The organism is Streptomyces sp. NPDC049970, from assembly GCF_040660235.1.
In the GTDB taxonomy this organism is placed as follows: domain Bacteria; phylum Actinomycetota; class Actinomycetes; order Streptomycetales; family Streptomycetaceae; genus Streptomyces.
The window spans coordinates 42,989-66,675 of record NZ_JBFALP010000013.1; the positions used below are offsets into that span (position 1 = coordinate 42,989).

General features: G+C 71.1%; 17 protein-coding genes and 1 pseudogene. 8 read left to right on the forward strand and 10 right to left on the reverse strand.

Going from position 1 to position 23,687, the window contains the following annotated elements:
• Positions 1–4: 4 nt before the first annotated feature.
• The 5 genes from AB0I83_RS22035 to AB0I83_RS22055 form a co-directional block, all read right to left on the reverse strand.
• Positions 5–1,813 (reverse strand): branched-chain amino acid ABC transporter permease, encoded by a 1,809-nt coding sequence (locus tag AB0I83_RS22035; RefSeq protein WP_363305833.1) that lies wholly within the window; start codon positions 1,811–1,813, stop codon positions 5–7.
• Between the two features lie 5 nt (positions 1,814–1,818).
• Positions 1,819–2,748 carry a branched-chain amino acid ABC transporter permease gene (locus tag AB0I83_RS22040; protein ID WP_356533692.1) on the reverse strand — a complete coding sequence of 310 codons (930 nt, stop codon included), beginning with the start codon at positions 2,746–2,748 and terminating at the stop codon, positions 1,819–1,821.
• A gap of 108 nt (positions 2,749–2,856) precedes the next feature.
• Positions 2,857–4,065: a branched-chain amino acid ABC transporter substrate-binding protein gene (locus AB0I83_RS22045; protein WP_356533784.1), complete on the reverse strand. Its 1,209-nt coding sequence runs from the start codon at positions 4,063–4,065 to the stop codon at positions 2,857–2,859.
• 608 nt (positions 4,066–4,673) lie between these two features.
• Positions 4,674–5,144 carry a hotdog fold thioesterase gene (locus AB0I83_RS22050; protein ID WP_205019536.1) on the reverse strand — a complete coding sequence of 157 codons (471 nt, stop codon included), beginning with the start codon at positions 5,142–5,144 and terminating at the stop codon, positions 4,674–4,676.
• Positions 5,145–5,237: 93 nt separating this feature from the next.
• Complete coding sequence (locus AB0I83_RS22055) at positions 5,238–7,514, reverse strand: FdhF/YdeP family oxidoreductase (protein WP_363305834.1); 2,277 nt, start codon at positions 7,512–7,514, stop codon at positions 5,238–5,240.
• A 239-nt stretch (positions 7,515–7,753) separates the two neighbouring features.
• Between AB0I83_RS22055 and polA the strand changes: the two genes are divergently transcribed.
• Positions 7,754–10,465 (forward strand): DNA polymerase I, encoded by a 2,712-nt coding sequence (polA, locus tag AB0I83_RS22060; RefSeq protein WP_363305835.1) that lies wholly within the window; start codon positions 7,754–7,756, stop codon positions 10,463–10,465.
• Positions 10,466–10,469: 4 nt separating this feature from the next.
• Here the strand turns inward: polA and AB0I83_RS22065 are convergent, their stop codons facing one another.
• Positions 10,470–11,348 (reverse strand): DUF4184 family protein, encoded by an 879-nt coding sequence (locus AB0I83_RS22065; RefSeq protein ID WP_363305836.1) that lies wholly within the window; start codon positions 11,346–11,348, stop codon positions 10,470–10,472.
• A gap of 187 nt (positions 11,349–11,535) precedes the next feature.
• Between AB0I83_RS22065 and AB0I83_RS22070 the strand changes: the two genes are divergently transcribed.
• Complete coding sequence (locus AB0I83_RS22070) at positions 11,536–13,221, forward strand: lytic transglycosylase domain-containing protein (protein WP_363305837.1); 1,686 nt, start codon at positions 11,536–11,538, stop codon at positions 13,219–13,221.
• A gap of 125 nt (positions 13,222–13,346) precedes the next feature.
• Here the strand turns inward: AB0I83_RS22070 and hrpB are convergent, their stop codons facing one another.
• Complete coding sequence (gene hrpB, locus AB0I83_RS22075; RefSeq protein ID WP_363305838.1) at positions 13,347–15,848, reverse strand: ATP-dependent helicase HrpB; 2,502 nt, start codon at positions 15,846–15,848, stop codon at positions 13,347–13,349.
• A 46-nt stretch (positions 15,849–15,894) separates the two neighbouring features.
• A complete protein-coding gene (locus AB0I83_RS22080; RefSeq protein WP_356533705.1) occupies positions 15,895–16,719 on the reverse strand; it encodes a class I SAM-dependent methyltransferase in 825 nt (274 codons plus the stop codon).
• 398 nt (positions 16,720–17,117) lie between these two features.
• Between AB0I83_RS22080 and rpsA the strand changes: the two genes are divergently transcribed.
• The 5 genes and pseudogenes from rpsA to AB0I83_RS22105 all read left to right on the forward strand — a co-directional run bounded on the left by rpsA (position 17,118) and on the right by AB0I83_RS22105 (position 21,541).
• Positions 17,118–18,641: a 30S ribosomal protein S1 gene (gene rpsA, locus AB0I83_RS22085; RefSeq protein WP_356533707.1), complete on the forward strand. Its 1,524-nt coding sequence runs from the start codon at positions 17,118–17,120 to the stop codon at positions 18,639–18,641.
• Positions 18,642–18,820: 179 nt separating this feature from the next.
• Positions 18,821–19,299, forward strand: a pseudogene (locus tag AB0I83_RS22090) (FAD-dependent oxidoreductase); the annotation flags it as partial.
• Between the two features lie 181 nt (positions 19,300–19,480).
• Positions 19,481–20,419: a PAC2 family protein gene (locus AB0I83_RS22095; RefSeq protein WP_363305839.1), complete on the forward strand. Its 939-nt coding sequence runs from the start codon at positions 19,481–19,483 to the stop codon at positions 20,417–20,419.
• A gap of 79 nt (positions 20,420–20,498) precedes the next feature.
• Positions 20,499–21,101, forward strand: a complete 603-nt coding sequence (gene coaE, locus AB0I83_RS22100; RefSeq protein ID WP_363305840.1) for a dephospho-CoA kinase — start codon at positions 20,499–20,501, stop codon at positions 21,099–21,101.
• A gap of 71 nt (positions 21,102–21,172) precedes the next feature.
• Positions 21,173–21,541: a tetratricopeptide repeat protein gene (locus AB0I83_RS22105; protein ID WP_356533712.1), complete on the forward strand. Its 369-nt coding sequence runs from the start codon at positions 21,173–21,175 to the stop codon at positions 21,539–21,541.
• A 34-nt stretch (positions 21,542–21,575) separates the two neighbouring features.
• Here the strand turns inward: AB0I83_RS22105 and AB0I83_RS22110 are convergent, their stop codons facing one another.
• Together AB0I83_RS22110 and AB0I83_RS22115 are read right to left on the reverse strand one after the other, a co-directional pair.
• Positions 21,576–21,845: a DUF6343 family protein gene (locus AB0I83_RS22110; RefSeq protein WP_363305841.1), complete on the reverse strand. Its 270-nt coding sequence runs from the start codon at positions 21,843–21,845 to the stop codon at positions 21,576–21,578.
• A gap of 278 nt (positions 21,846–22,123) precedes the next feature.
• Positions 22,124–22,477: a hypothetical protein gene (locus AB0I83_RS22115; protein WP_356533714.1), complete on the reverse strand. Its 354-nt coding sequence runs from the start codon at positions 22,475–22,477 to the stop codon at positions 22,124–22,126.
• Positions 22,478–22,713: 236 nt separating this feature from the next.
• On the opposite strand from AB0I83_RS22115, the gene AB0I83_RS22120 reads away from it, so the two are divergent.
• Positions 22,714–23,667 (forward strand): slipin family protein, encoded by a 954-nt coding sequence (locus AB0I83_RS22120; RefSeq protein WP_363305842.1) that lies wholly within the window; start codon positions 22,714–22,716, stop codon positions 23,665–23,667.
• Positions 23,668–23,687 lie beyond the last annotated feature (20 nt).

The window sequence follows — 23,687 nt, forward strand, 5'->3', positions numbered from 1 at the left end:
GTGGTCACGCCCCCGCCTTCGTGGTGCCGGCGGCCGTGTCGGTGAGTGGTGTGTCGGGTGGTACGTCGAGTTGGCCGGTCTCGTGGAATTCGAGCTGCTTCCTGCGGTCGGCGACGAGGCCTTCGGGGCGGAAGCGCATCAGGAGGATGAGTGCGATTCCGAAGAGGAAGAGCTGGTAGTCCTGCATGAACTGGAGCTTGGCCGGGATGAGGTAGAGCAGTGCGGCTCCGACGAGGGGGCCGCTGAGGGTTCCCATGCCGCCGAGGATGACGGCGGCGAGGAGGAACGCGGAGTTCGGGGGTACGGATCCGGCGAACTGGTACTGCTCGGGGGTGACCGTGTAGGAGACGTGTGCCTGCACGGTTCCGGCGAGTCCGGCGAGGGTGGCGCCGAGGGCGAAGGCGAGCAGTTTGAGCCGGAAGGCGTTGATGCCCATGGCGGTGGCTGCGGTTTCGTCTTCGCGGATGGCGACCCAGGCGCGGCCGATGCGGGATTCTCCGGAGCGTCGGAAGACGAGGACGACGACGGCGGTGAAGACGAGCATCAGCAGGTAGTAGTTGGCTGATCTGCCGAGTGTGAAGCCGCCGACGTCGTGGCTGAGTCCGAAGTCGAAGCCGAGGAGCTTGAGGTCGGGGATGCTGGGGATGCCCTGGGAGCCGTTGGTGAGGTCGGGTCCGCTGACGCCGTTGAGGGCGTTGACGGTGAGTCGGAAGATCTCTCCGAATCCGAGGGTGACGATGGCGAGGTAGTCGCCGCGGAGGCGGAGTGTCGGGGCGCCGATGACGACGCCGAAGACGAGTGATGCCGCTGCTCCCGTGAGGACGGCGGCCCAGAAGGGGAACTGGACGCCGACGGGGGAGAGGGGGCTGCCGGAGACGAGTGCCGCGGCGTAGGCGCCGACGCCGAGGAAGGCGACGTAGCCGAGGTCGAGGAGTCCGGCGAGGCCGACGACGACGTTGAGGCCGAGTGCGACGGTCGCGAAGATGAGGATATTGGCGCCGATGAGGGCGTATTCCTCGTTCTGCTGGGTGAAGGGGAAGCAGAAGGCTGCGACGAGTGCGGCGCACAGGGTGACGTTGCGGTGTTTGGCGGTCAGCGCGGTGATGCGGGCGATGAGTCCGGCCCGGGTGAGTGCGGTGAAGCCGAAGGCGACGGCGATGACGTAGCCGATGAAGAGTTCGGCGTATTCGGTGTCGATGCCGTAGGTGAAGACTTCGAGTGCTGCGCCGAAGGCTCCGGCGATGATGAGGATTTCGGCCCAGGAGGGGAGTGCCTTGGCGCGGGCGGGTGCCGGTGCGCGGAGGCTGCCGAGGAATCGGTTGAGTGCGCTGGGTTTGGTGGTGTCGTCGAGGGGCTGGTCGTTGGGGAGTCCGAGGGAGGCGACGGTGGCGACGAGTGCGCCGGTGAGGCTGACCCAGGCTCCGGGTTCGAGTTCGACCAGTCCGAGGAGGTTGCCGTTGTCGTCTTTGGTGACGACGACGGCGATGACGGTGTAGGCGGTGGTGATGAGGGTGCCGAGGGCGAGGAGCCTGGTGGGGCTGTTGGTGCCGCCGGGGGTGAGCCAGCGCAGGCCCTTGATGCCGTATCCGGCGAGGGCGAAGAGGAGGGTGAGCGCTGAGGTGATGAGGGTGAGGACCTGGAGGCCGCCGGGGTAGCCGGTGACGGTGAGGTCGCCGGGGAAGGTGTCGGTGTAGGTCCAGGCGAGGAAGGTGCCGATGAGGGCGAGTGCGGCGCCGGTGGTGGTGGCGGCGCGGGCTGCTGTGGTGGGCAGGGGGAGTGTGGCGCTGTGCGCGGCGGGGGTCGTGGTGGTCATGGTGGTCACGCCCTGTCCGCGACGCGTTCGCCGAGCAGGCCTTGGGGGCGTATGAGGAGGACGAGGATGAGGAGCACGAAGGCCCATACGTCCTTCCAGGCTCCGCCTCCGAAGAGTTCCATGCCGGGGACGTCGCTCATGTAGCCGGTGGCGAGGGCTTCGGCGACGCCGAGGACGACTCCGCCGAGCATGGCGCCGTAGATGTTGCCGATGCCGCCGAGTACGGCTGCGGTGAAGGCCTTGAGGCCCATGATGAAGCCCATGCGGAAGCCGATCTGGCCGTTCTTGAGCCCGTAGGCGACGGCGGCGACGGCGGCGAACGCGGCACCGATGGCGAAGGCCATGACGATGATGCGGTCGGTGTTGATGCCCATGAGCTTGGCGGTGTCGGGGTCCTGAGAGGTGGCTTGCATGCCGCGGCCGGCTCGTGTCTTGGAGACGAAGAGGCCGAGGGCGAGCATGCAGAGGGGTGCGGCGATGAGGACGAAGAGGTCGCCTCGTTGGATGTGGGCGCCGAAGATGTCGATCGCTTCGCCCTTGAACTGGGGGAAGGAGCGGTCCTTGGTGGCGTCGGGATACCACATCCATACGGCTTGCTGGAGTGCGAGGGAGAGGCCGATGGCGGTGATGAGGGGGGCCAGCCGTGGTGCGCTGCGCAGGGGGCGGTAGGCGAAGCGTTCGGCGGCGACGCTGACGGCGACGGAGCATATGACTCCGCCGGCGATCATGAGGGGTATCGCAGCGAGCAGGGAGAGTCCGGACGGAAGCCCGAGGTAGACCGTGAGGGCTCCGAAGCCCCCGATCATGAAGATCTCGCCGTGTGCGAAGTTGATGAGCTGGATGATTCCGTAGACCATCGTGTAGCCGATCGCGATGAGACCGTACATCGCGCCGAGGATGAGTCCATTGGCCAGCTGTTGCGGCAGTTCGTTCACCGCAGGGCCTCCGTGGGTGGTTCGGATATGGCGCCGCGCGGGAGTGCTCGTAGCGCTCCCGCGCGGTGTTGTGTACGTGGGGTGTTGCTGTGGGGGTCCTTGGTGGACCTACTTGACGGCTGCGCTGAGCTTGGAGGTCCACTTGCCGCCGGTGACCTGGTAGGCGGTCATCAGGGTGTTGGTGGTGTCGCCGTACTGGTCGAAGGAGACGGGGCCGGTGACGCCGTCGAAGTTGACCTTGGCCATGGCTTCGAGGACCTTGGCGCGGGCGTCGTCGGGGAGCTTGCCGTCGTTGTCGGCGACGACTGCCTTGACGGCCTCGATGACGGACCAGGCGGCGTCGTAGGTGCCGCCGCCGTAGGCCTCGTAGGCGTCCTTGTAGCCGGCGGTCTTGTAGTCGGCGATGAACTTCTTGGCGGAGTCGAGTTCTTCGACGGGCTTGCCGACGGAGGTGGCGATGTCGCCTTCGGCCTTCTTGTTGAGCTTGATGAAGTCGGCGCTGTACATGCCGTCGCCGCCCATGAGGGGGATCTGGACGCTGTCCTTGAGCTGCTGGCTCAGGGGTGCGCCGGCGGGGTACTCGCCGCCGTAGTAGACGGCCTTGGCGCCGGAGCTCTTGACCTTGGTGACGACGGAGTTGAAGTCGCGGTCGTCGGGGTTGATGTGGTCGGTTCCGACGATCTTGCCGCCGAGTTCGGTGAAGGTCGCCTTGAAGGAGGCGGCGAGGCCTGCGCCGTAGGGCTTCTGGTCGTCGATGAGGTAGACGTCCTTGACCTTGGCGTTCTTGAAGAGGTAGTTCGCGGCGAAGGCGCCCTGGATCGCGTCCGTGGTGGCGGTGCGGAAGTAGGCCGCGTAGGGGCGCTTCTTGTCGCCGGTCTTCCAGTTGTTGCCCTGGGTCAGCTCGGTGCCGGTGTTGGCGGGGGAGACCTGGGTGAGTTTGGCGTCGGTGAAGGGCTTCTGCATCGACTGGGCGACGCCGGAGTTCAGCGGGCCGACGACGCCGAGGAGGTCCTTGTTGCCGATGAACTTCTGGGCGTTCTGCTGGCCGACGGAGGGCTGGGCCTGGTCGTCGAGTGCCTGGATCTCGAACTTGATGCCGGGGACCGTCTTGTCCGCGTTGGCGGTCTTGGCGGCGAGGTCGGCGGAGTTCTTGATGCCGAGGCCGAGGGCGGAGAGGTCGCCGGTCAGGGGTGCGTCGACACCGATGACGACGGTCTGGGTGTCGCCGCCGCCGCTGCTCTTGGTGTCGTCGTCGCGCGATCCGCAGGCGGTGAGTGTCAGTGCGCCTGTGGTGAGCACTGTGGTGAGGATGAGCAAAGAACGGTGTCGCACGAAAGGTCCTTTCCCTGGCGCGGCCTCCTCTGCTGAGGTGCCGTGACGGTCGCCGGGCGGTACTGGTCGTTTCGGAGCGGTGCAGTGGTCGCACCCGGCGGCGCGGTGACTGGCCGTGACTCTATGGGCAGGTGAGGGGGTGCGGGACGGGTCCGCTGATGATGTGACTGTCTTGTTATGCCATGGGGAAGGCTTCGTGGTCGCTGTGTGGACATGTGCGGCTTTTCGCCGATGGCTGAAGTGACCGCATGGTGAGAACGCGCAGCTCTGCTAAGGGGCTTGGGGTGATCTTGGTGCTGTCACCCGAATCGGGGCGCATGGGGCACGGCGGAAGTCGGCGCGGTGTGTGCGGGTGCGGCTCGCGAGGTTTTTCGTGTATTGCACACATGTTACGCAGTGTTACATCCGTGGGATGTGTTTGAAGTGCCGTGGGGGTGGTGTGGCTGTTGAAGTGGCTCATTGAACGGGTTCTACCGTCAAGGGTGTTGACCGAGCGTGTCCGTCAACTTCTGCGAATTGCTCCGGATATGGGTCTGCCCGGTCCGGAACGCGGTGCGTTCTCCGGCCGGGCAGTGGGGTGTCGCAGGGTCGGGTCAGCCCGCGTCGGGGCGGGGTGCGTCGCGGAGCAGGCAGGTGAGGCGGGCGGTGCAGACCCGCTTGTCGTGCTCGTCGGTGATGACGATCTCGTAGGTGGCGGTGGAGCGGCCGCGGTGGACGGGGGTGGCGACGCCCGTGACGAGTCCGTTGCGGACGCCGCGGTGGTGGGTGCAGTTCAGGTCGACGCCGACCGCGATCTTGGTGGCGCCGCCGTGGAGCATGGTGCCGACGGAGCCGAGGGTCTCGGCGAGGACGGCGGACGCGCCGCCGTGGAGCAGTCCGTAGGGCTGGGTGTTGCCCTCGACGGGCATGGTGCCCACGACGCGCTCGGCGGAGGCCTCGACGATCGTGACGCCCATGCGCTCGCCGAGGTGTCCGGCGGAGAAGAGTGCGGGGAGGTCGACGCCGAGTGCGGCGTACTCGTCGATGATCTCCTGGGGGAACGTGGGTGCGGTGTGCTCGCCCATGGCGTCCGGCTCCGATCGTGTGCGTCGTTCGTTGCTGTGTGCACTGTTCTTATCAGAACGGCTGAGCGTGCGCTTAGCCGTTCTTCGTCCGGGTCAGGCCGTCTCGAACCGGACGACGACCGACTTGCTGGCCGGGGTGTTGCTGGTGTCCGCGGTCGCGTCGAGGGGGACGAGGATGTTGGTCTCCGGGTAGTACGCGGCGGCGCAGCCCCGTGCGGTGGGGTAGTGGACGACGCGGAAACCGGGGGCGCGGCGTTCGACGCCGTCCTTCCATTCGCTGACGAGGTCGGTGTAGGAGCCGTCGGCGAGGCCGAGGTCGTGGGCGTCCTCGGGGTTGACCATGACGATGCGGCGGCCGCCCTTGATGCCGCGGTAGCGGTCGTCGAGGCCGTAGATCGTGGTGTTGTACTGGTCGTGGGAGCGCAGGGTCTGGAGCAGCAGGCGGCCTTCGGGGAGTTCGGGGTGTTCGACCGGTGCGGCGGTGAAGTTGGCCTTGCCGGTGGCGGTGGGGAAGCGGCGTTCGTCGCGGGGTGCGTGGGGGAGGGTGAATCCTGCGGAGCCGGGGGGTGCGACGCGGGCGTTGAAGTCCTCGAAGCCGGGTACGACGCGGGAGATGCGGTCGCGGATCGTGCCGTAGTCCTTCTCGAAGTCCTCCCAGGGTGTGGTGGAGGAGGGGCCGAGGACGGCTCGGGCGAGGCGGGCGATGATCGCGGGTTCCGAGAGCAGGTGGGGGCCGGCGGGGGTGAGGTTGCCACGTGAGGGGTGGACCAGGCCCATGGAGTCCTCGACGGTGACGAACTGCTTCCCGCAGGCGGTCACGTCCTTGTCGGTGCGGCCGAGGGTGGGCAGGATCAGGGCGCGGGTGCCGGTGACGGCGTGGGAGCGGTTGAGTTTGGTCGAGACGTGGACCGTGAGCCGTGCGCGGCGCATGGCGGCTTCGGTGACGGCGGTGTCGGGGGTGGCGGCGACGAAGTTGCCGCCCATGGCGAAGAAGACCTTGGCGTCGCCGTCGCGGAGTGCCTGGATGGACCGTACGACGTCGTAGCCGTGGTGGCGTGGTGAGGTGATGCCGAATTCGCGGTCGAGGGCGTCGAGGAAGGCGGGTGCGGGGCGTTCGAAGATGCCCATGGTGCGGTCGCCCTGGACGTTGGAGTGGCCGCGTACGGGGCAGACGCCCGCGCCGGGCCTGCCGATGTTGCCGCGCAGGAGGAGGAAGTTGACCACTTCGCGGATGGTCGGTACGGAGTGCTTGTGCTGGGTGAGGCCCATGGCCCAGCAGACGATGGTGCGTTCCGAGGCGAGGACCATGGCGAGTGCCTGTTCGATGGCGTCGCGGTCGAGGCCGGTGGCGGTGAGGGTCCGGTCCCAGTCGGCGGTGCGGGCGGCTTCGGTGAACTCCTCGTAGCCGTGGGTGTGTTCGGCGATGAAATCGGTGTCGACGGCGCCGTCGGCCTCGATGATCATTTTGTTGAGGAGGCGGAAGAGGGCCTGGTCGCCGCCGATGCGGATCTGGAGGAAGAGGTCGGTGAGGGCGGCGCCCTTGAGCATGCCGCGGGCGGTCTGCGGGTTCTTGAACCGCTCGAGTCCGGCCTCGGGCAGCGGGTTCACCGAGATGATCTTCGCTCCGGAGGCCTTGGCCTGTTCGAGGGCCGACAGCATCCGGGGGTGGTTGGTGCCGGGGTTCTGTCCGGCGACGATGATCAGGTCGGCCTGGTGGAGGTCCTCCAGGCTGACGCTGCCCTTGCCGACGCCGATGGTCTCGGTGAGGGCCGAGCCGGACGACTCGTGGCACATGTTGGAGCAGTCGGGCAGGTTGTTGGTGCCGAACTCCCGGGCGAAGAGCTGGAGCAGGAACGCGGCCTCGTTGCTGGTGCGGCCCGAGGTGTAGAAGAGTGCCTCGTCGGGGGAGGCGAGCGCGGTGAGTTCCTCGGCGATGATCGCGAAGGCGCGCTCCCAGGTCACGGGCTCGTACCGGTCGGCGCCCTCGGGCAGGTAGACGGGTTGCGTGATGCGTCCCTGCTGGCCGAGCCAGTAGCCGCTGCGGTCGGCGAGGTCGGTGAGGGGGTGCGCGGCGAAGAAGTCCGGGGTGACGCGGCGCAGGGTCGCCTCCTCGGCGACGGCCTTGGCGCCGTTCTCGCAGAACTCGGCGGTGTGCCGCTTGTCGCCCTCCGGCCAGGCGCAGCCGGGACAGTCGAAGCCGTCCTTCTGGTTGACCTTGAGCAGGGTCTGCGCGGTGCGGCGCACGCCCATCTGCTGCTGTGCGATGCGCAGGGTGTGCGCGACCGCGGGCAGTCCGGCGGCGGAGTGCTGGACCGCGTCGATCCGCGGCGCGTCCTGGACCGGGTCACCGGTCGGGGGCTTGGTGGCCATGGTGCTCCCCTTCGTGCGCTTGCGGGCGCGTGGTCCCGCGTGCGCGTCCTGTCACGTCTGCCTACGCCTTCGCTGTCTTTCGATCCTGTCATGCACGTGTGCCGGGGTGTCCCGGTGGGAGGCGGGCGGGTGCGGAGGGCGGTGCGGGGTGTGTGCGCCGGAGGGGTCGAGCGGCGCCCGAGCCGGGGTCGAGCGGCGGCCGGTCCGGATTGTCGGTGGTACGTGGCAGGATCGGGGGCGTGGCTGAGACGGCATCGAAGAAGACGGCAGACAACCGACCGCGCCTGCTCCTCATGGACGGGCACTCCCTGGCGTACCGGGCGTTCTTCGCCCTGCCCGCGGAGAATTTCACGACGGCGACGGGGCAGCCGACGAACGCCGTGTACGGCTTCATGTCGATGCTGGCGAACACGCTGCGCGACGAGGCGCCCACGCATTTCGCGGTCGCGTTCGACGTGTCCCGCAAGACGTGGCGCGCCCAGGAGTTCCCCGAGTACAAGGCGAACCGCTCCAAGACCCCCGACGAGTTCAAGGGGCAGGTCGAGCTGATCGGCGAGCTGCTGGACGCGATGCACGCGGACCGGTTCGCGGTGGACGGGTTCGAGGCGGACGACGTCATCGCGACGCTGGCTACGCAGGCCGAGGCGGCGGGCTTCGAGGTCCTGATCGTCACGGGGGACCGGGACTCCTTCCAGCTGATCACGGAGAACGTGACCGTGCTGTACCCGACGAAGGGCGTCTCGGAGCTGACGCGCTTCACCCCGGAGAAGGTCGAGGAGAAGTACGGTCTCACGCCCGCCCAGTACCCGGACTTCGCTGCGCTGCGCGGTGACCCGTCGGACAACCTTCCGGGTATCCCGGGTGTGGGTGAGAAGACGGCGGCGAAGTGGATCAACCAGTTCGGTTCGTTCGCGGAGCTGGTCGAGCGGGCCGACGAGGTCAAGGGCAAGGCCGGTCAGAACTTCCGGGACCACCTGGACGCGGTCAAGATGAACCGTGTGCTGACCGAGATGGTCCGTGACGTGGAGCTGCCGAAGGTCCCGTCCGAGCTGGAGCGTGCGCCGTACGACCGCACTGCGGTGACGGGTGTGCTGGACGTCCTGGAGATCCGTAACCCGAGTCTGCGTGAGCGGCTCCTCGCCGTGGACCCCGGTGCGCAGGAGGCGGCGCCCCCGGAGCCTGCGGCCGGTATCGAGCTGGACGGCGTGGTGCTGGGGTCGGGCGAGGTCGCCCCGTGGCTGGAGGCGCACGGCGGGCAGCCCCTCGGTGTGATGACGGTGGACACCTGGTCGCTGGGCGCCGGCACGGTCACGGAGGTCGCGCTCGCCGCGGCGGACGGGGCCGCCGCGTGGCTGGACCCGGCGGAGCTCGGCGAGGCCGACGAGCGGGCGTTCGCCGCGTGGGTCTCGGACCCGCAGCGGCCCAAGGTCATGCACAACGCCAAGAACGCGCTGCGGGTCTTCCCGGAGCAGGGCTGGCGGCTGGACGGCATCACGATGGACACCGCGCTCGCCGCGTATCTCGTCAAGCCGGGCCGGCGTTCCTTCGCCCTGGACGCGCTGGCCGTCGAGTACCTCGGCCGTGAGCTGGCACCGGCGGCCTCGTCGGACGGGCAGCTGGCCTTCGGCGCGGACGACCGTGCGGAGGCGGACGCCCTGATGGCGCAGGCCAGGGCGGTGCTGGATCTCGGCGACGCGTTCACGGCCCGGCTGCGGGAGGTCGGGGCCACGGAGCTGCTGCACGGCATGGAGCTGCCCACGTCGATCATGCTGGCCCGTCTGGAGCGGCACGGCATCGCCGCCGACCGGTCCCATCTGGAGGGCATGCAGCAGCAGTTCGCCGGTGCGGTGCAGCAGGCGGTGAAGGAGGCGCACGCCTCGGTGGGCCGTGAGTTCAACCTCGGTTCGCCCAAGCAGCTCCAGGAGGTCCTCTTCGGTGAGCTGGCCCTGCCGAAGACGAAGAAGACGAAGACGGGTTACACGACGGACGCGGACGCGCTGGCGTGGCTGGCGGCGCAGACCGAGCACGAGCTGCCGGTGCTGATGCTGCGCCACCGTGAGCAGGCGAAGCTGCGTGTGACGGTCGAGGGCCTGGTCAAGACGATCGGTGCGGACGGCCGTATCCACACCACGTTCAACCAGACGGTCGCCGCGACGGGCCGCCTCTCCTCCACCGAGCCCAACCTGCAGAACATCCCGGTGCGTACGGACGAGGGCAGGGCGATCCGCCGGGGCTTCGTCGTCGGCGAGGGCTTCGAGACGCTGATGACGGCCGACTACAGCCAGATCGAGCTGCGGGTGATGGCGCACCTCTCGGAGGACGCCGGTCTGATCGAGGCGTTCGCCTCGGGCGAGGACCTGCACACGACGGTCGCCTCGCAGGTGTTCGGTGTCGAGAAGTCCGCGGTCGACGCGGAGATGCGCCGCAAGATCAAGGCGATGTCCTACGGACTGGCGTACGGGCTCTCGGCGTTCGGCCTCTCCCAGCAGCTGAACATCGAGGCCGGTGAGGCGCGCGGGCTGATGGACACCTACTTCCAGCGGTTCGGAGGGGTGCGCGACTATCTGCACCGGGTGGTGGAGGAGGCCAGGTCCACCGGTTACACCGAGACGGCCTTCGGCCGGCGCCGGTACCTCCCCGACCTCAACAGCGACAACCGGCAGCGGCGTGAGACGGCCGAGCGGATGGCGCTCAACGCCCCGATCCAGGGCACGGCCGCCGACATCGTGAAGGTCGCGATGCTGAACGTCGACCGGGCGCTGACGGAGGCGGGGCTGACGTCACGGATGCTGCTCCAGGTCCACGACGAAATCGTCCTGGAGATCGCGAAGGGCGAGAGGGAGCGGGTCGAGGAGATCCTGCGCCGGGAGATGTCCACGGCGGTGGAGCTCCGCGCACCGCTGGACGTCTCGGTCGGCGTCGGCACGGACTGGGAGACGGCCGCGCACTGAGGTCTCAGCCGGCCTCCCGGCCGGCCGGAGGGGTCCGTGCGGTATCCGCACCGGGCCCCTCCGGCGGTCGGGGGGCGGCGGCCGGCTTCCTCCGCAGCCGCATCCACGCCCCGTACAGCACCAGGCCGGCCGCCAGGCCCGCCCCGGCGCCGAAGCAGGCCGTCGGGATGATGTCCAGCGGGGTGTCGATCCGCCCGAAGTAGGCGTACCAGCGGGCGCACCGGTGGATGACGCCCAGCAGGACGCACAGGCCGAGGAACGACCCCGCCCACACGCGTTCGGCACGGCCGAGCACCGGTACGGACTCCGGCGGCGCCAGGGCTCCGGTGCTCCGCAGCCCCGTGTACGCGAACCACGCCAGGACCGTCAGGGCCAGGGCCGAACTGCCGTACTGCACGATCTGGAAGAGGGGGAACCCGCCGACGCTCCGGCTGAGCGCGGGGATCAGCTCCGTGCCCCACCGGTCGTGGTGGGTGAAGGCGTCCCACACGACATGGGTGCCCGAGCCGATGACGGCGGACACGACGAACCACGCAGCCCGGGGGAGTGCCGGGGCGCCGGGCTCCCCGGGCTGTCCTCGTACGTAGGTGTGGACGCGGCCCTGCGCCGCCCGGGGCAGCAGCGCGACGAGTGGTTCGCGCAGCATCAGCCACAGGGCCACCAGGGCGCCCGTGACGAGGACGTCCACGGTGAACACCCCCCACGCGGCGTGTGTCACCTCGCCGAACTCCATGGCCCCGGGGACGACGGTGTCCGCGTAGTAGGTCAGGTCCGGGGCGAAGGAGCCGGCGACGAGAGCTGATGCCACCAGTGGGCCGCGGCCCGTGCCGGACCGGCGGATGCCGGGGAGGACCGCCGCGGCGTGGCTGAGCGTGAAGGGCATGGCGGCAAGTATGCGGGTGACCCCGCGTCATCCGCCGGGGCGGACCTGACGACTTGGCGACGCGAAGCTGAAGAATGTGTGAGAACCGGTCGGCGGCCGGTGTCCGGCCGGCGGGAGTTGCCGTAGGGTCGCCTGAGTCCTCGCGCGGGGAGCGCGGGCAGCCGTCGACGGGGAGGGACCGACACCTATGGCAGCTCAATTCGGCCGCAGACTGCGCAGGGGGGCCACCACCACCGCGGTCGCCGCGGCAGCCGTGGCGGCTCTCTCCGCCTCGCAGGCCCCCGCCGCACCGCAGCCCGACGGTGCGGGCGACCAGACCGCGGCCGGTGCGACTCCGTCCGGCGACAGCGCCGCCACCGGCAACTCGCCGTACCACACCGACCTGCCGCCGCTCAATACGCCCAACAAGCCCGGGTCGTCCGTGAATCTGCCGGTGACCGGAAGTGCCGAATCGGGTATACCCGCCTCGATCCTGGCGGCCTACAAGCAGGCCGAGCAGGGTCTGGCGGGCACCGACGCCGCGTGCCGTCTGCCGTGGCAGCTCCTCGCGGCGATCGGCAAGGTCGAGTCGGGCCAGGCCCGCGGCGGCAAGGTCGACGCGAACGGCACCACCTTCTCCCCGATCCTCGGCCCGGCCCTCAACGGCCAGGGCTTCGCGCTGATCAAGGACACCGACGGCGGGGCGTACGACGGTGACTCGACCCACGACCGTGCGGTCGGCCCGATGCAGTTCATCCCGTCCACCTGGGCGACCTGGGGCCAGGACGGCAACGGCGACGGACGCAAGGACCCCAACAACATCTACGACGCGGCGCTGGCCGCCGGGCGCTACCTCTGCGCCGGCACCCGCGACCTGTCGCTCGCCCCGGACCTCGACCGGGCGGTGCTGAGCTACAACCACTCCACGGAGTACCTGCGCACGGTGCGCTCCTGGTTCGCCTTCTACAACCGCGGCACCCACGAGGTCCCCGACGGCACCGGCGTCCTCCCGGTCGGCACGGGCGGCACCACCCCGTCGCCCACGCCGACGCCCGCGCCCGAGCACAGCGGCGGCGGCGCGAAGCCGAGCCCCGGGCCGAAGCCGCCGGCGCACGGAGGCGGTACGACACCGAGCCCCGACCCCACGCCTCCCCCGCCGACGAAGCCGCCGACGGAGCCGCCGACCACTCCGCCCACGCCGCCGCAGACCCTGGGCAGCCTGGAGAACGCCGGCACCGCCCCCCTGAAGGCCACCGCCGGCGAGGCGTTCGCGCAGCGCGTCAAGGTCCGGGCCAGGAACACCCTCGGCGCCCCGCTCGCCAAGGCCCCGGTCACCTTTACCGTCGTCGGCGACACGGACGCCCGCTTCCCCGGCGGGAAGACCACGGTCGCGCTGAGCACCGGAGCCGACGGCACCGTCACCGCACCGGTCCTGACGGCTGGTGAGAAGGCCGGTGTCTTCAAGGTGACGGCCGTCGCCGGCACCGCCAAGCCGCGCACCCTCAACTACGCGGCGACCGTCACGGCCCGGCAGGCGGACGCCGTCGTACGGACCGGCGACAAGGCCCTGACGGCCGCGCCGGGCGCGGAGTTCGCCGACCGCGTCGAGATCCGGACGACCTACAAGGGCAAGGGGCTCGCGGACACCGCGGTCACCGCCACGATGATCACCGACGCGGAGAAGCCCGCCGAGAACGACAAGGGCCCGTACTTCAAGGATGCCGAGGGCGAGCCGGTGCGCACTCTCGACCTGGCCACGGGCGCCGACGGGCTCCTCGAACTCCCGGGGATCTTCGCCGACGACACCGAGGGCACGTACAAGCTGCGGCTCACCACCGCGAGCGGCGTCACGCTGACCGTCGAGCTCAAGGTCGAGGCGGCACCCGCGGCCTGACCCGTACGAGAGCAGGGGTGCCGGCCGGATCCGGGGCAGGCAGGCACCCTTCGGCCGGCGTCCGGCCCGGGGCCACGTGCCTGCCGCCCGGTGAGGCCCCCGGTGCCGGGCCCGGCACCGGGGGCCTACTCCCGGCGCAGCCGTGCCGAGGTGAAGCGGGTCGCCTCCGTCGTCGTCGGGTCCTCGGGCCACGGGTGCTTCGGGTAGCGGCCCCGCAGCTCCGCCCGCACGCTCCTGTACCCCTCCCGCCAGAACGACGCCAGGTCCGCCGTCACCGCCGCGGGCCGCCCGGCCGGCGACAGCAGGTGGACCAGGAGCGGCACCCCGGCGACCCGGGGCGTCTCGCGCAGGCCGAACAGCTCCTGGAGCTTCACCGCGAGTACGGGCTGCTCGCCCGCGTAGTCCAGACGGATCCGGGACCCGCTGGGCACCTCGATCCGCTCCGGCGCGAGCTCGTCCAGCCGGGCCGCGTCCCCCGTCGACCACGGCAGGAGCCTGCGCAGCGCCTGCCCGGCGTCGATCCGTGCCAGGTCGGCGCGGCGTCCGGCCCGTGACAGCTCGGGCTCCAGCCACTCGTCGGCCCGCGCGAGCAGCGCCCCGTCGGACACGTCGGGCCAGGGCGCGCCGAGCGCCCGGTGCAGGAACGCGAGCCGCAGCCGCAGTTGCCCGCTGTCCCTGGTCCACCGCAGCAGTCCCGGCCCCTCGCGGCGCAGCCCCTCCAGGAGGGCCCCGCGCACCAGCCCGGGGGCCGGCCTGCGCAGAGGGCGCACCGACAGCTCCACGGCCCCGAGGCGCTCCACCGACCGTGCCACGACGTCGCCGTCCGCCCAGCGGACCTCATCGCCGGAGAACCGCAGGTGCCCCGCGGCCAGTCGCGCCGTGTCCTCGTCGATCACCGCGGCCAGCCGCACCCGCGCGGAGGCGGCGTGGGCGGGCCGGTCGGCGACGGCGACGGCCAGCCACGGCGCGCTGCGCAGCCGTGAGCCGTTCCCGAGCTCGGCGCCCGTGCCCGACGCCATCAGGAACGTGCCGTCGCCCCTGGCCCGTGCCACGCGCTCGGGGAACGCCAGCGCCGCGACCACGCCCACCGCGGAGTCGTCCGTGCCGGCGCCCTCGCCCCCGCCGCGGCCGAGGGACCGCGAGAGCCGCCGCACCTCCTGGCGCCACCGCGCCGCGTACCCGTCCCCGCCGCGCCGTGCCGTGCGCAGCGCGTGCGCCAGGTCGTCGCCGTAGTCGCGCGGGGGCTCCTCGCTCAGCAGTGCCACGACCTCCGCCGCGCGGCGCCCGCCGACCTCGTCCGCGCCGTCCAGGAGGGCCCGGGCCAGCCGGGGGTGCAGGCCGAGCCGGGACATCCGTACGCCCCGGTCCGTCGCCCGGCCCGCGGCGTCCACCGCGCCGACCGCGCCCAGCACCTCGCGTGCCGCGCCCATGGCCCCGGCGGGCGGGGGGTCCAGGAGTGCGAGGCCGGAGGCGCCCGGGTCACCCCAGCACGCGGCCTGCAGCGCGAACGCCGCGAGATCGGCCACCTTGATCTCGGGGGAGGGGTAGGCGGCCAGCCGGCCGTCCTCGGCCCGGTCCCAGCAGCGGTACACCGCGCCGGGTGCCTCACGCCCGGCACGGCCCGCCCGCTGGCGTCCGGCCGCCCGCGACGCCCGTACGGTCGTCAGGGCGCTCAGCCCGCGGGCGTGGTCGGTGCGCGGTTCCCTGGCCAGCCCGGAGTCGACGACGACACGCACCCCCGGCACCGTGAGCGACGACTCGGCGACCGACGTCGCCAGCACCACCCGGCGCCCGCCCGACGACCCGGCGAGCACCGCGTCCTGCACGGCGGCCGGGGCGCGCCCGTGGACCTGGAGCACCTCCGCGTCCACGCCCGCGAGCAGGCCCGCGACCCGGCCGATCTCCCCGACGCCGGGCAGGAAGCACAGCACGTCGCCGTCCCGCTCGGTGAGGGCGCGGCGCACCACGGCGGCCACGTGCGCCAGCAGGGCCGGGTCCACCCGCATTCCGTGCGGCGGCCGCACGGTCGCCGACGGCGGCGCCCACACCACCTCCACCGGGTGGGCCACACCCCGCGCCTCGACGACCGGGGCGTCGCCCAGCAGCCGTGCCCAGCCTTCCGCGTCCGTCGTCGCCGACGCCGCGACCAGACGCAGCTCCGGCCTGATCGTCTCCCGTACGTCGAGGAGGAACGCGGCGGCCGTGTCCGCGTCCAGGTGGCGCTCGTGGCACTCGTCGATGATCACCACGTCGGTGCGGGCCAGTTCCTGGTCGCGCTGCAACCGCTGGAGGAGCACACCCGTGGTCACGACCTCGACCACCGTGTCCGGCCCCACCGTCCGCTCCCCGCGCACCGTGAACCCGACCCGGTCGCCGACCTGTTCGCCGAGCAGCCACGCCATCCGCCGTGCCGCCGCCCGGGCCGCGATCCGGCGCGGCTCGGCCACGAGCACCCGGCGCGGCGGGGCGCCGCCGGTCAGCCCTGCGAGCACCAGGGGCACGAGGGTCGTCTTGCCGGTCCCGGGCGGCGCGCAGAGCACCGCGGCCCCCCGCTCCTCGAGCGCCCGCTCCAGGGCGGGCACGGCGGTGCGTACGGGCAACTTGTCCAGGGCGTCGGTACGGATCACGCCCCCAGTCTCGTACGCCGCCGCGGGGAAGGCGGCGGCCGGTGCCTCAGCCGGCCCGTCCGTCCCGCTCGCAGACGAAGATCGCCGTCCCGGGGATCAGGTTGCCGCGCAGCGGGGACCAGCCGCCCCACTCCTGGCCGTTCCAGGCGGGCCACTCCGGCTCCACGAGGTCGACCAGCCGGAAACCGCCCGCCACCACGTCCCGTACCCGGTCGCCCAGCGTCCTGTGGTGCTCGACGTACACGGCGTCACCGCCCTCGTCCTGCTCGACGTACGGCACGCGGTCGAAGTAGGAGGCGGAGACGGAGAGCCCCTCGGGCCCCGGCTCGTCGGGGAACGCCCAGCGGATCGGGTGCGTCACCGAGAAGACCCAGCGCCCGCCGGGCCGCAGCACCCGGTGCACCTCGCGGAACACCCGCACGGGGTCGGCGACGAAGGGGACCGCGCCGTAGGCGGAGCAGGCGAGGTCGAAGGAGCCGTCGCGGAAGGGGAGCCGCCCCGCGTCCGCCTCCACCAGGGGTACGCCGCCGCCGATGCGCAGGGCGTGCTGGAGCTGGCGGTGGGAGAGGTCCAGCGCCACCGGCCTCGCGCCCCGGGCGGCGAGCCAGCGGGAGCACTGGGCGGCACCGGCGCCGATCTCCAGGACGTCCAGCCCTTCGAGGCCTGCCGCGGGGCCCAGCAGCGCGGCCTCGGCCTCGTCGAGTCCTTCCGGCCCCCAGACGAAGCGGTCGTCGCCGAGGAAGGCCCCGTGGTCGCTCTGGTAATCGTCGGCGTTCCGGTCCCACCAGCCGCGGTTCGCGTGGCTGCTCTCCGCCTCGCCGGCTTCGCGCCGGGTCGCCTCGGGTTCGGACTCGTGGATCTCTTGGCTCATCGTGCCCGTCGTTGTAGTTTGCCTTCACCCGCTTCGCGCGGGTGCCTCCCCGGGCCGTACGGGTGAGTACGCCCGTGTGCGCCCGACGCACCGCTGTGGCCGACGTGGCCTCGGTGAACGTGAGTTGTGCCGGGATTGGGGTGTTGTGCCCCGGGTGTGCGCCTTCGCGCATTGACCCTGTCCGGCTGCCCCCGTATGCTACAAGTTGCGCTGCGAGCCTGCGCGCCTCAGACCTAGCAGGCCGCGCTCGCGTCTGTTGTATGTCCCCTCGGTTGTCGAGGCGCCGTCCGGTTCGCCGGACCGGTGCTTTCCTGGCTGTCCGGCTTCTGCAGAGGCGATAAGGGCTTTCGGCGTAGCAGTACCTACGACTCTCTGTCCGTACCGGAGCCCTTTCCCACATGACGAGCAGCACCGAGACCACCGCCACCACGCCGCAGGTTGCGGTCAACGACATCGGCGACGCGGACGCGTTCCTCGCGGCGATCGACGAGACGATCAAGTACTTCAACGATGGCGACATCGTCGACGGCGTCATCGTCAAGGTTGACCGCGACGAGGTCCTCCTCGACATCGGTTACAAGACCGAAGGCGTCATCCCGAGCCGCGAGCTCTCGATCAAGCACGACGTCGACCCGAACGAGGTCGTCAAGGTCGGCGACGAGATCGAGGCCCTGGTTCTCCAGAAGGAGGACAAGGAAGGCCGCCTGATCCTCTCGAAGAAGCGCGCTCAGTACGAGCGTGCCTGGGGCACCATCGAGAAGATCAAGGAAGAAGACGGCATCGTCACCGGTACCGTCATCGAGGTCGTCAAGGGTGGTCTCATCCTCGACATCGGCCTCCGCGGCTTCCTCCCGGCGTCGCTCGTCGAGATGCGTCGCGTCCGCGACCTCCAGCCCTACGTGGGCAAGGAGCTCGAGGCCAAGATCATCGAGCTGGACAAGAACCGCAACAACGTGGTCCTGTCCCGCCGTGCCTGGCTCGAGCAGACCCAGTCCGAGGTTCGCCAGACGTTCCTCACGACCCTGCAGAAGGGTCAGGTCCGCTCCGGCGTCGTCTCCTCGATCGTCAACTTCGGTGCCTTCGTGGACCTGGGTGGCGTCGACGGTCTCGTGCACGTCTCCGAGCTGTCCTGGAAGCACATCGACCACCCCTCCGAGGTTGTCGAGGTCGGCCAGGAGGTCACCGTCGAGGTCCTCGACGTCGACATGGACCGCGAGCGCGTCTCGCTGTCGCTCAAGGCGACGCAGGAAGACCCGTGGCAGCAGTTCGCCCGCACGCACCAGATCGGGCAGGTCGTCCCCGGTAAGGTCACCAAGCTCGTTCCGTTCGGTGCGTTCGTGCGCGTCGACGAGGGCATCGAGGGCCTGGTCCACATCTCCGAGCTGGCCGAGCGCCACGTGGAGATCCCGGAGCAGGTCGTCCAGGTCAACGACGAGATCTTCGTCAAGGTCATCGACATCGACCTCGAGCGCCGTCGCATCAGCCTCTCGCTGAAGCAGGCCAACGAGGCCTTCGGCGGCGACCCGGCCTCCGTCGAGTTCGACCCGACCCTGTACGGCATGGCGGCGTCCTACGACGACCAGGGCAACTACATCTACCCCGAGGGCTTCGACCCCGAGACCAACGACTGGCTCGAGGGCTTCGAGTCGCAGCGTGAGGTCTGGGAGACCCAGTACGCCGAGGCGCAGACGCGCTTCGAGCAGCACCAGGCCCAGGTCATCAAGTCCCGCGAGGCCGACGAGGCCGCTGCGGCCGAGGGCGCTGCTGCCCCGGCCGGCGCTGCACCGGCCGCCTCCGGCGGCAGTGGTGGCGGCGGCGGTGGCGGTTCGTACTCCTCGGAGTCCGCGGACAACTCCGGCGCCCTGGCGTCGGACGAGGCCCTGGCCGCCCTGCGCGAGAAGCTGGCCGGTGGCCAGAGCTGATCGCTCTGACCCCGACCGCTCATCGGCTGCGGTAGCTGTAGAGCTGTAGGTGAGGCCCGTTCCCTTCGGGGGGCGGGCCTCACTCGTGTCCGGACGCCCTGCCGGCTCCGGCCCGTGCCCCGTGGCGACGTGCCGTCGGCGGGCCGGGCCGTCCTCGCGTCGCGCAGGCCGGGAGCGCCGTGTTCGCCGCGGTGGGAGCCCTCGGCCTCGCTCCCACCGCGGCCGCCGCGAGCCGCGAACCCGCCTTCCGGGCGCCCAGCCCGGGCGACTTCTCGCTGAAGGGGAAGGCCGCGGCCGAGGTCGGCGGGGGCATCGCCGGACTCACCGCCGCCTACGAACTGGGCAAGGCGGGGTACGACTGTACGGTCCTGGAGGCCAGGGGGCGTACCGGAGGGCGCAACTTCACGGTGCGGGGCGGCGATTCGGCCACCGACACCTACGGCAACAGGCAGACCGCCCCTGCGGCGACGGCCAGCACATGAACGCCGGGCCCGGCCGGATACCGCAGTGGATGGTCACCCTCGACCGCTGCCGCGAACTCGGCGTACCCGTCCAGGTGTTCACCGACGAGAACGCCAACGCCTACCTCTGCGACGAGAAGGCGGGAATGAAGGCCCCGGTGCGCTACCGCACCGCGAAGGCCGACATGTACGGCTTCGCCGGTGACTACCTCAGCCACACCGACGCCTGGCAGCACGGAGCGTTCACCTCCGCGCGGAAGGCGGTGACGGCGCTGCACAGCCGTGTCCTCACGTGACCGCGTGTGAAAGCGGACAGGGCGGGAATGCCGTGGCCTGGCGGGGTGTTCTTGTCGGGGAACACGAGGAGGAGCGGTAACCGTGCCTGATCCGCAGAGTTTGTACGAATGGGAGCCCAAGGGCCTGGCCGTCGTCGACATGGCGCTCGCCCAGGAGTCGGCCGGCCTGGTGATGCTCTACCACTTCGACGGATACATCGACGCGGGCGAGACCGGCGAGCAGATCGTCGACGGCCTGCTCGAGACGTTGCCGCACCAGGTCGTGGCCCGCTTCGACCACGACCGGCTCGTCGACTACCGGGCGCGCCGCCCGCTGCTCACCTTCAAGCGCGACCGGTGGGCGTCGTTCGAGGCGCCCACCCTGGAGGTACGGGTCGTCCAGGACGCCACCGGCGCACCCTTCCTGCTGCTGTCCGGGCCGGAGCCCGACGTGGAGTGGGAGAGGTTCGCCGCCGCCGTGGAGCAGATCGTCGAGCGGCTCGGTGTGCGCCTCGCGGTCAACTTCCACGGAATTCCGATGGGCGTCCCGCACACCCGCCCGGTCGGCATCACCCCGCACGGCAACCGCACCGACCTGATGCCCGGGCACCGCAGCCCGTTCGACGAGGCGCAGGTGCCCGGCTCCGCCGAGGCGCTCGTCGAGTACCGGCTGATGGAGGCCGGGCACGACGTCCTCGGTGTGGCGGCGCACGTCCCGCACTACGTCGCCAGGTCCTCCTACCCGGACGCCGCGCTCACCGCCCTGGAGGCGATCACGGCCGCGACGGGCCTGGTCCTGCCGAGCGTCGCGCACCCGCTGCGCACCGAGGCGCACCGGACCCAGACCGAGATCGAACGGCAGATCGGCCAGGGCGACGAGGAGCTCGTGTCGCTCGTCGAAGGGCTGGAGCACCAGTACGACGCCGTGGCGGGCTCCGAGACCCGGGGCAACCTGGTCGCGGAGCCGGTCGACCTCCCGTCCGCGGACGAGATCGGCCTGGAGTTCGAGCGCTTCCTCGCCGAACGTGAGGGTGATTCCTGACGCCGCCCCACCCGGTCCACCGGCCGGGGGGCCGGGGCAGTCACGCCCGGGGCCCGAGGGCAGCGCTTATGCTCGGCGCATGCTGAAAGTGGGCCTGACCGGCGGGATCGGCGCCGGCAAGAGCGAAGTGTCACTGCTTCTCGCGCGTCACGGAGCCGTGGTGATCGACGCCGACCGGATCGCACGCGAGGTCGTCGAGCCCGGCACCCCGGGGCTCACGGCCGTCGTCGAGGCCTTCGGGCCCGGAATCCTCAGGCCCGACGGCTCCCTCGACCGGCCCGCCCTCGGCTCGATCGTCTTCGCCGACTCCGGCCGTCTGGCCACACTCAACGGCATCGTGCACCCGCTCGTCGGGGCGCGGTCCGCCGAGCTGGAGCGGGCCGCCGGGGACGGGGCGGTCGTCGTGCACGACGTACCGCTGCTGACGGAGAACGGCCTCGCCCCGCTCTACGACCTGGTCGTCGTCGTGGACGCGAGCCCCGAGACCCAGCTCCACCGACTGGTCACGCTGCGCGGCATGACGGAGTCCGACGCCAAGGCCCGGATGGCCGCCCAGGCAACCCGTGCGGAGCGGCTGGCCGTCGCCGACGTCGTCGTCGACAACGACGGGCCGATCTCCGACCTCGGACCGCAGGTCGGCAGGGTCTGGTCGGAGCTGACCGCGAGGGCCGCCGCCACCTGACCCGTGACCGGCCGGAATACCGGCCTCCCGCCGGATGTTGAACAGCGGAAGGCGAGGGGAAGGATAGTCCTGTGCCCGAGAGCAACCCGGAAACCCATGTCATCGACTTCCGCGCGGCGGAGCAACTGCTCGCCGCACGGGACCCCCGGGGCGCGGTCAAGCTGCTCGACTCGGTGATAGCCGCCCATCCGGAGAACACGGCCGCCCGGCTGCTGCGCGCCCGCGCCTTCTTCGCCGCCGCGCAACTGCGCCCGGCGGAACTCGAGTTCGAGCTGGTCCTGGAGCGCGAGCCGGACAACGCCTTCGCGCACTTCGCCCTGGCCCGCACGTTCCAGCGCGCGGGCCGTCCTGAACAGGCCACACGCCACTTCCGGCTGGCAGCCGCGCTCGACCCCAAGCCGGAGTACCTACGGGCGGCCCGCTTCGACGACCGGCCCTGACCGCACGGGTCCTGTGGCGGAGCGACCGGCGGCGCTACCTGCCGGGCCCGCGCCGGCCCGGGTCGTACGGCGGGACGTCCCGGCCCGGTTGATAGCGCGATCCCTGTCGCAGACGACGTACGACGAGGCAGAGGTCCGTGACCGCGACCACCAGCAGCACACCGCAGGCGGTCGCCCAGCCCGCACGTCCGGTGACCAGGAAGGCCGCCAGGCCGAACGCGGCCCAGGCCATGCCCCACAGGCTCAGCCAGAGCCGCATCCGCAGCGGACTGCGGGCGGTGGACGGTTCACTTCCGGTACGCATCACCATCGCCTCCCCTCCAGCATGCCCCGCCGGCGCGGCGCACGGGAACCGCTGCCGGGGCCCGGGGCGGGGGAACGCCGCACGGCGGCGCCGTGTTCCTCAGGCATGAGCGGATCACCGGCACGTGAGGGACACACCGCGACCGGGCCCGATTCGATCACCCCGGACGGCTGCGCGAAGGACCGCGGCCCGGAGCCCGCCGCCGTAGCCACGTCAAGCGGTCGCGGAGGTGTGCGAGCTGCTCGCCCTGGTTCCGGGCGCGGGCGGCGGGCCGTTCCTCAGTGGATGAAGCGGTAGCTGCGCCACAGCGCGCGCGGGGCGTTGACGTCGGTGAACGTGGTGGCCACGTAAGCGGTCCCGGGTCCCGAGCAGTCCGTGCTCGGGTAGAGGACCATGTCGATCAGGGTGCGGTTCTCCACCTTGCTCGCACCGGCCGCCGCCATCCGGTGGCAGCCCTTCACCGACGGGCTGTGCACGCTGACGACCTTGTCGCCCCCGGTGACGTAGGTGACCGGTCCGACAGCCGTGCGTCCGAGACCGGAACAACCGGTGACGGCCAGGGCGAGAAGGACCGCGCCTGCGGCGATGCCGCCACGTCGGCGGAGAACGGTGCGGGTCGCGGTGACGGACATGGGCGGGTCCTCATCTGGTCGTCCGGCTCATCGGCACACCGGCGCGTCGCTACGTCACCGAGACGTGCCGGTGCTGGCCACCCTGCCGGGTCCGCCGCGTACCGGCATCCCGTGCGCGCCCGGCCGGGGCGACCGGCACCCGGACAGGGGTTCGAAAATGCGCGAAATGGGCATATCGTGTTAATAGGTGCTCGATGGATGAGTGTGGCAGCACACTCCGGACGCAGGGGGCCGTGATGGTCCAGGTACTCGTGATCGCAGCGGTGGTGGTGATCTCGGTCTGCGCGCTGTACTCCATGGCCGCGGCCCGGGTCGTCAAGCAGTACGAACGGGGTGTGGTGCTCCGGCTCGGCCGACTCCACGACGCAGTGCGCCCCCCGGGACTGACCATGATCGTCCCGGGCGTCGACCGGCTCCGCAAGGTCAACATGCAGATCGTGACGATGCCCGTGCCGGCCCAGGACGGGATCACACGGGACAACGTGACGGTGCGCGTGGACGCCGTCATCTACTTCAAGGTCGTGGACGCCGCGAGCGCGGTGATCCAGGTGGAGGACTACCGCTTCGCGGTCTCCCAGATGGCCCAGACGTCGCTGCGGTCGATCATCGGCAAGAGCGACCTCGACGACCTGCTGTCCGACCGCGAGAAGCTGAACCAGGGCCTGGAGCTGATGATCGACAGCCCCGCGGTCGGCTGGGGCGTGCAGATCGACCGGGTGGAGATCAAGGACGTCTCCCTGCCGGAGACCATGAAGCGTTCCATGGCCAGGCAGGCGGAGGCCGACCGTGAGCGGCGTGCGCGGGTCATCAACGCCGACGCCGAGCTGCAGGCGTCCAAGAAGCTCGCCCAGGCCGCCCAGCAGATGTCGACCCAGCCCGCGGCGCTGCAACTGCGTCTGCTGCAGACGGTCGTCGCGGTCGCGGCCGAGAAGAACTCCACGCTGGTGCTGCCCTTCCCGGTGGAGCTGCTCCGCTTCCTGGAGCGGGCCCAGCAGGACCGGGCTCCGCAGGTTCCGCAGTCCGCCGATGCGGGTGCGCCGTCGCGAGGCGCACCCGACGACACCGCTGCCGGCCCCACGGCCCAGGACCCGGCCGCGCCGGATCCGGCCGCGCCGGACGGCGCCTCCGGGGAGCTCCCCGAGCTCGATCCGGAGCTGTCGTCCGCCGCGGAGCGTCTGACCCGTCATTGATCCGTCGCCCCCGCCCCGGT

Excerpts from the sequence above, each read along its gene's own strand:
- AB0I83_RS22120 (WP_363305842.1), top strand. The coding sequence starts at position 22,714 with ATGGTCCAGGTACTCGTGATCGCAGCGGTGGTGGTGATCTCGGTCTGC.
- rpsA (WP_356533707.1), top strand. The coding sequence starts at position 17,118 with ATGACGAGCAGCACCGAGACCACCGCCACCACGCCGCAGGTTGCGGTC.
- AB0I83_RS22050 (WP_205019536.1), bottom strand. The coding sequence starts at position 5,144 with ATGGGCGAGCACACCGCACCCACGTTCCCCCAGGAGATCATCGACGAG.
- AB0I83_RS22115 (WP_356533714.1), bottom strand. The coding sequence starts at position 22,477 with ATGTCCGTCACCGCGACCCGCACCGTTCTCCGCCGACGTGGCGGCATC.
- AB0I83_RS22080 (WP_356533705.1), bottom strand. The coding sequence starts at position 16,719 with ATGAGCCAAGAGATCCACGAGTCCGAACCCGAGGCGACCCGGCGCGAA.
- AB0I83_RS22070 (WP_363305837.1), top strand. The coding sequence starts at position 11,536 with ATGGCAGCTCAATTCGGCCGCAGACTGCGCAGGGGGGCCACCACCACC.
- AB0I83_RS22035 (WP_363305833.1), bottom strand. The coding sequence starts at position 1,813 with ATGACCACCACGACCCCCGCCGCGCACAGCGCCACACTCCCCCTGCCC.
- AB0I83_RS22065 (WP_363305836.1), bottom strand. The coding sequence starts at position 11,348 with ATGCCCTTCACGCTCAGCCACGCCGCGGCGGTCCTCCCCGGCATCCGC.
- coaE (WP_363305840.1), top strand. The coding sequence starts at position 20,499 with ATGCTGAAAGTGGGCCTGACCGGCGGGATCGGCGCCGGCAAGAGCGAA.
- AB0I83_RS22055 (WP_363305834.1), bottom strand. The coding sequence starts at position 7,514 with ATGGCCACCAAGCCCCCGACCGGTGACCCGGTCCAGGACGCGCCGCGG.
- AB0I83_RS22110 (WP_363305841.1), bottom strand. The coding sequence starts at position 21,845 with ATGCGTACCGGAAGTGAACCGTCCACCGCCCGCAGTCCGCTGCGGATG.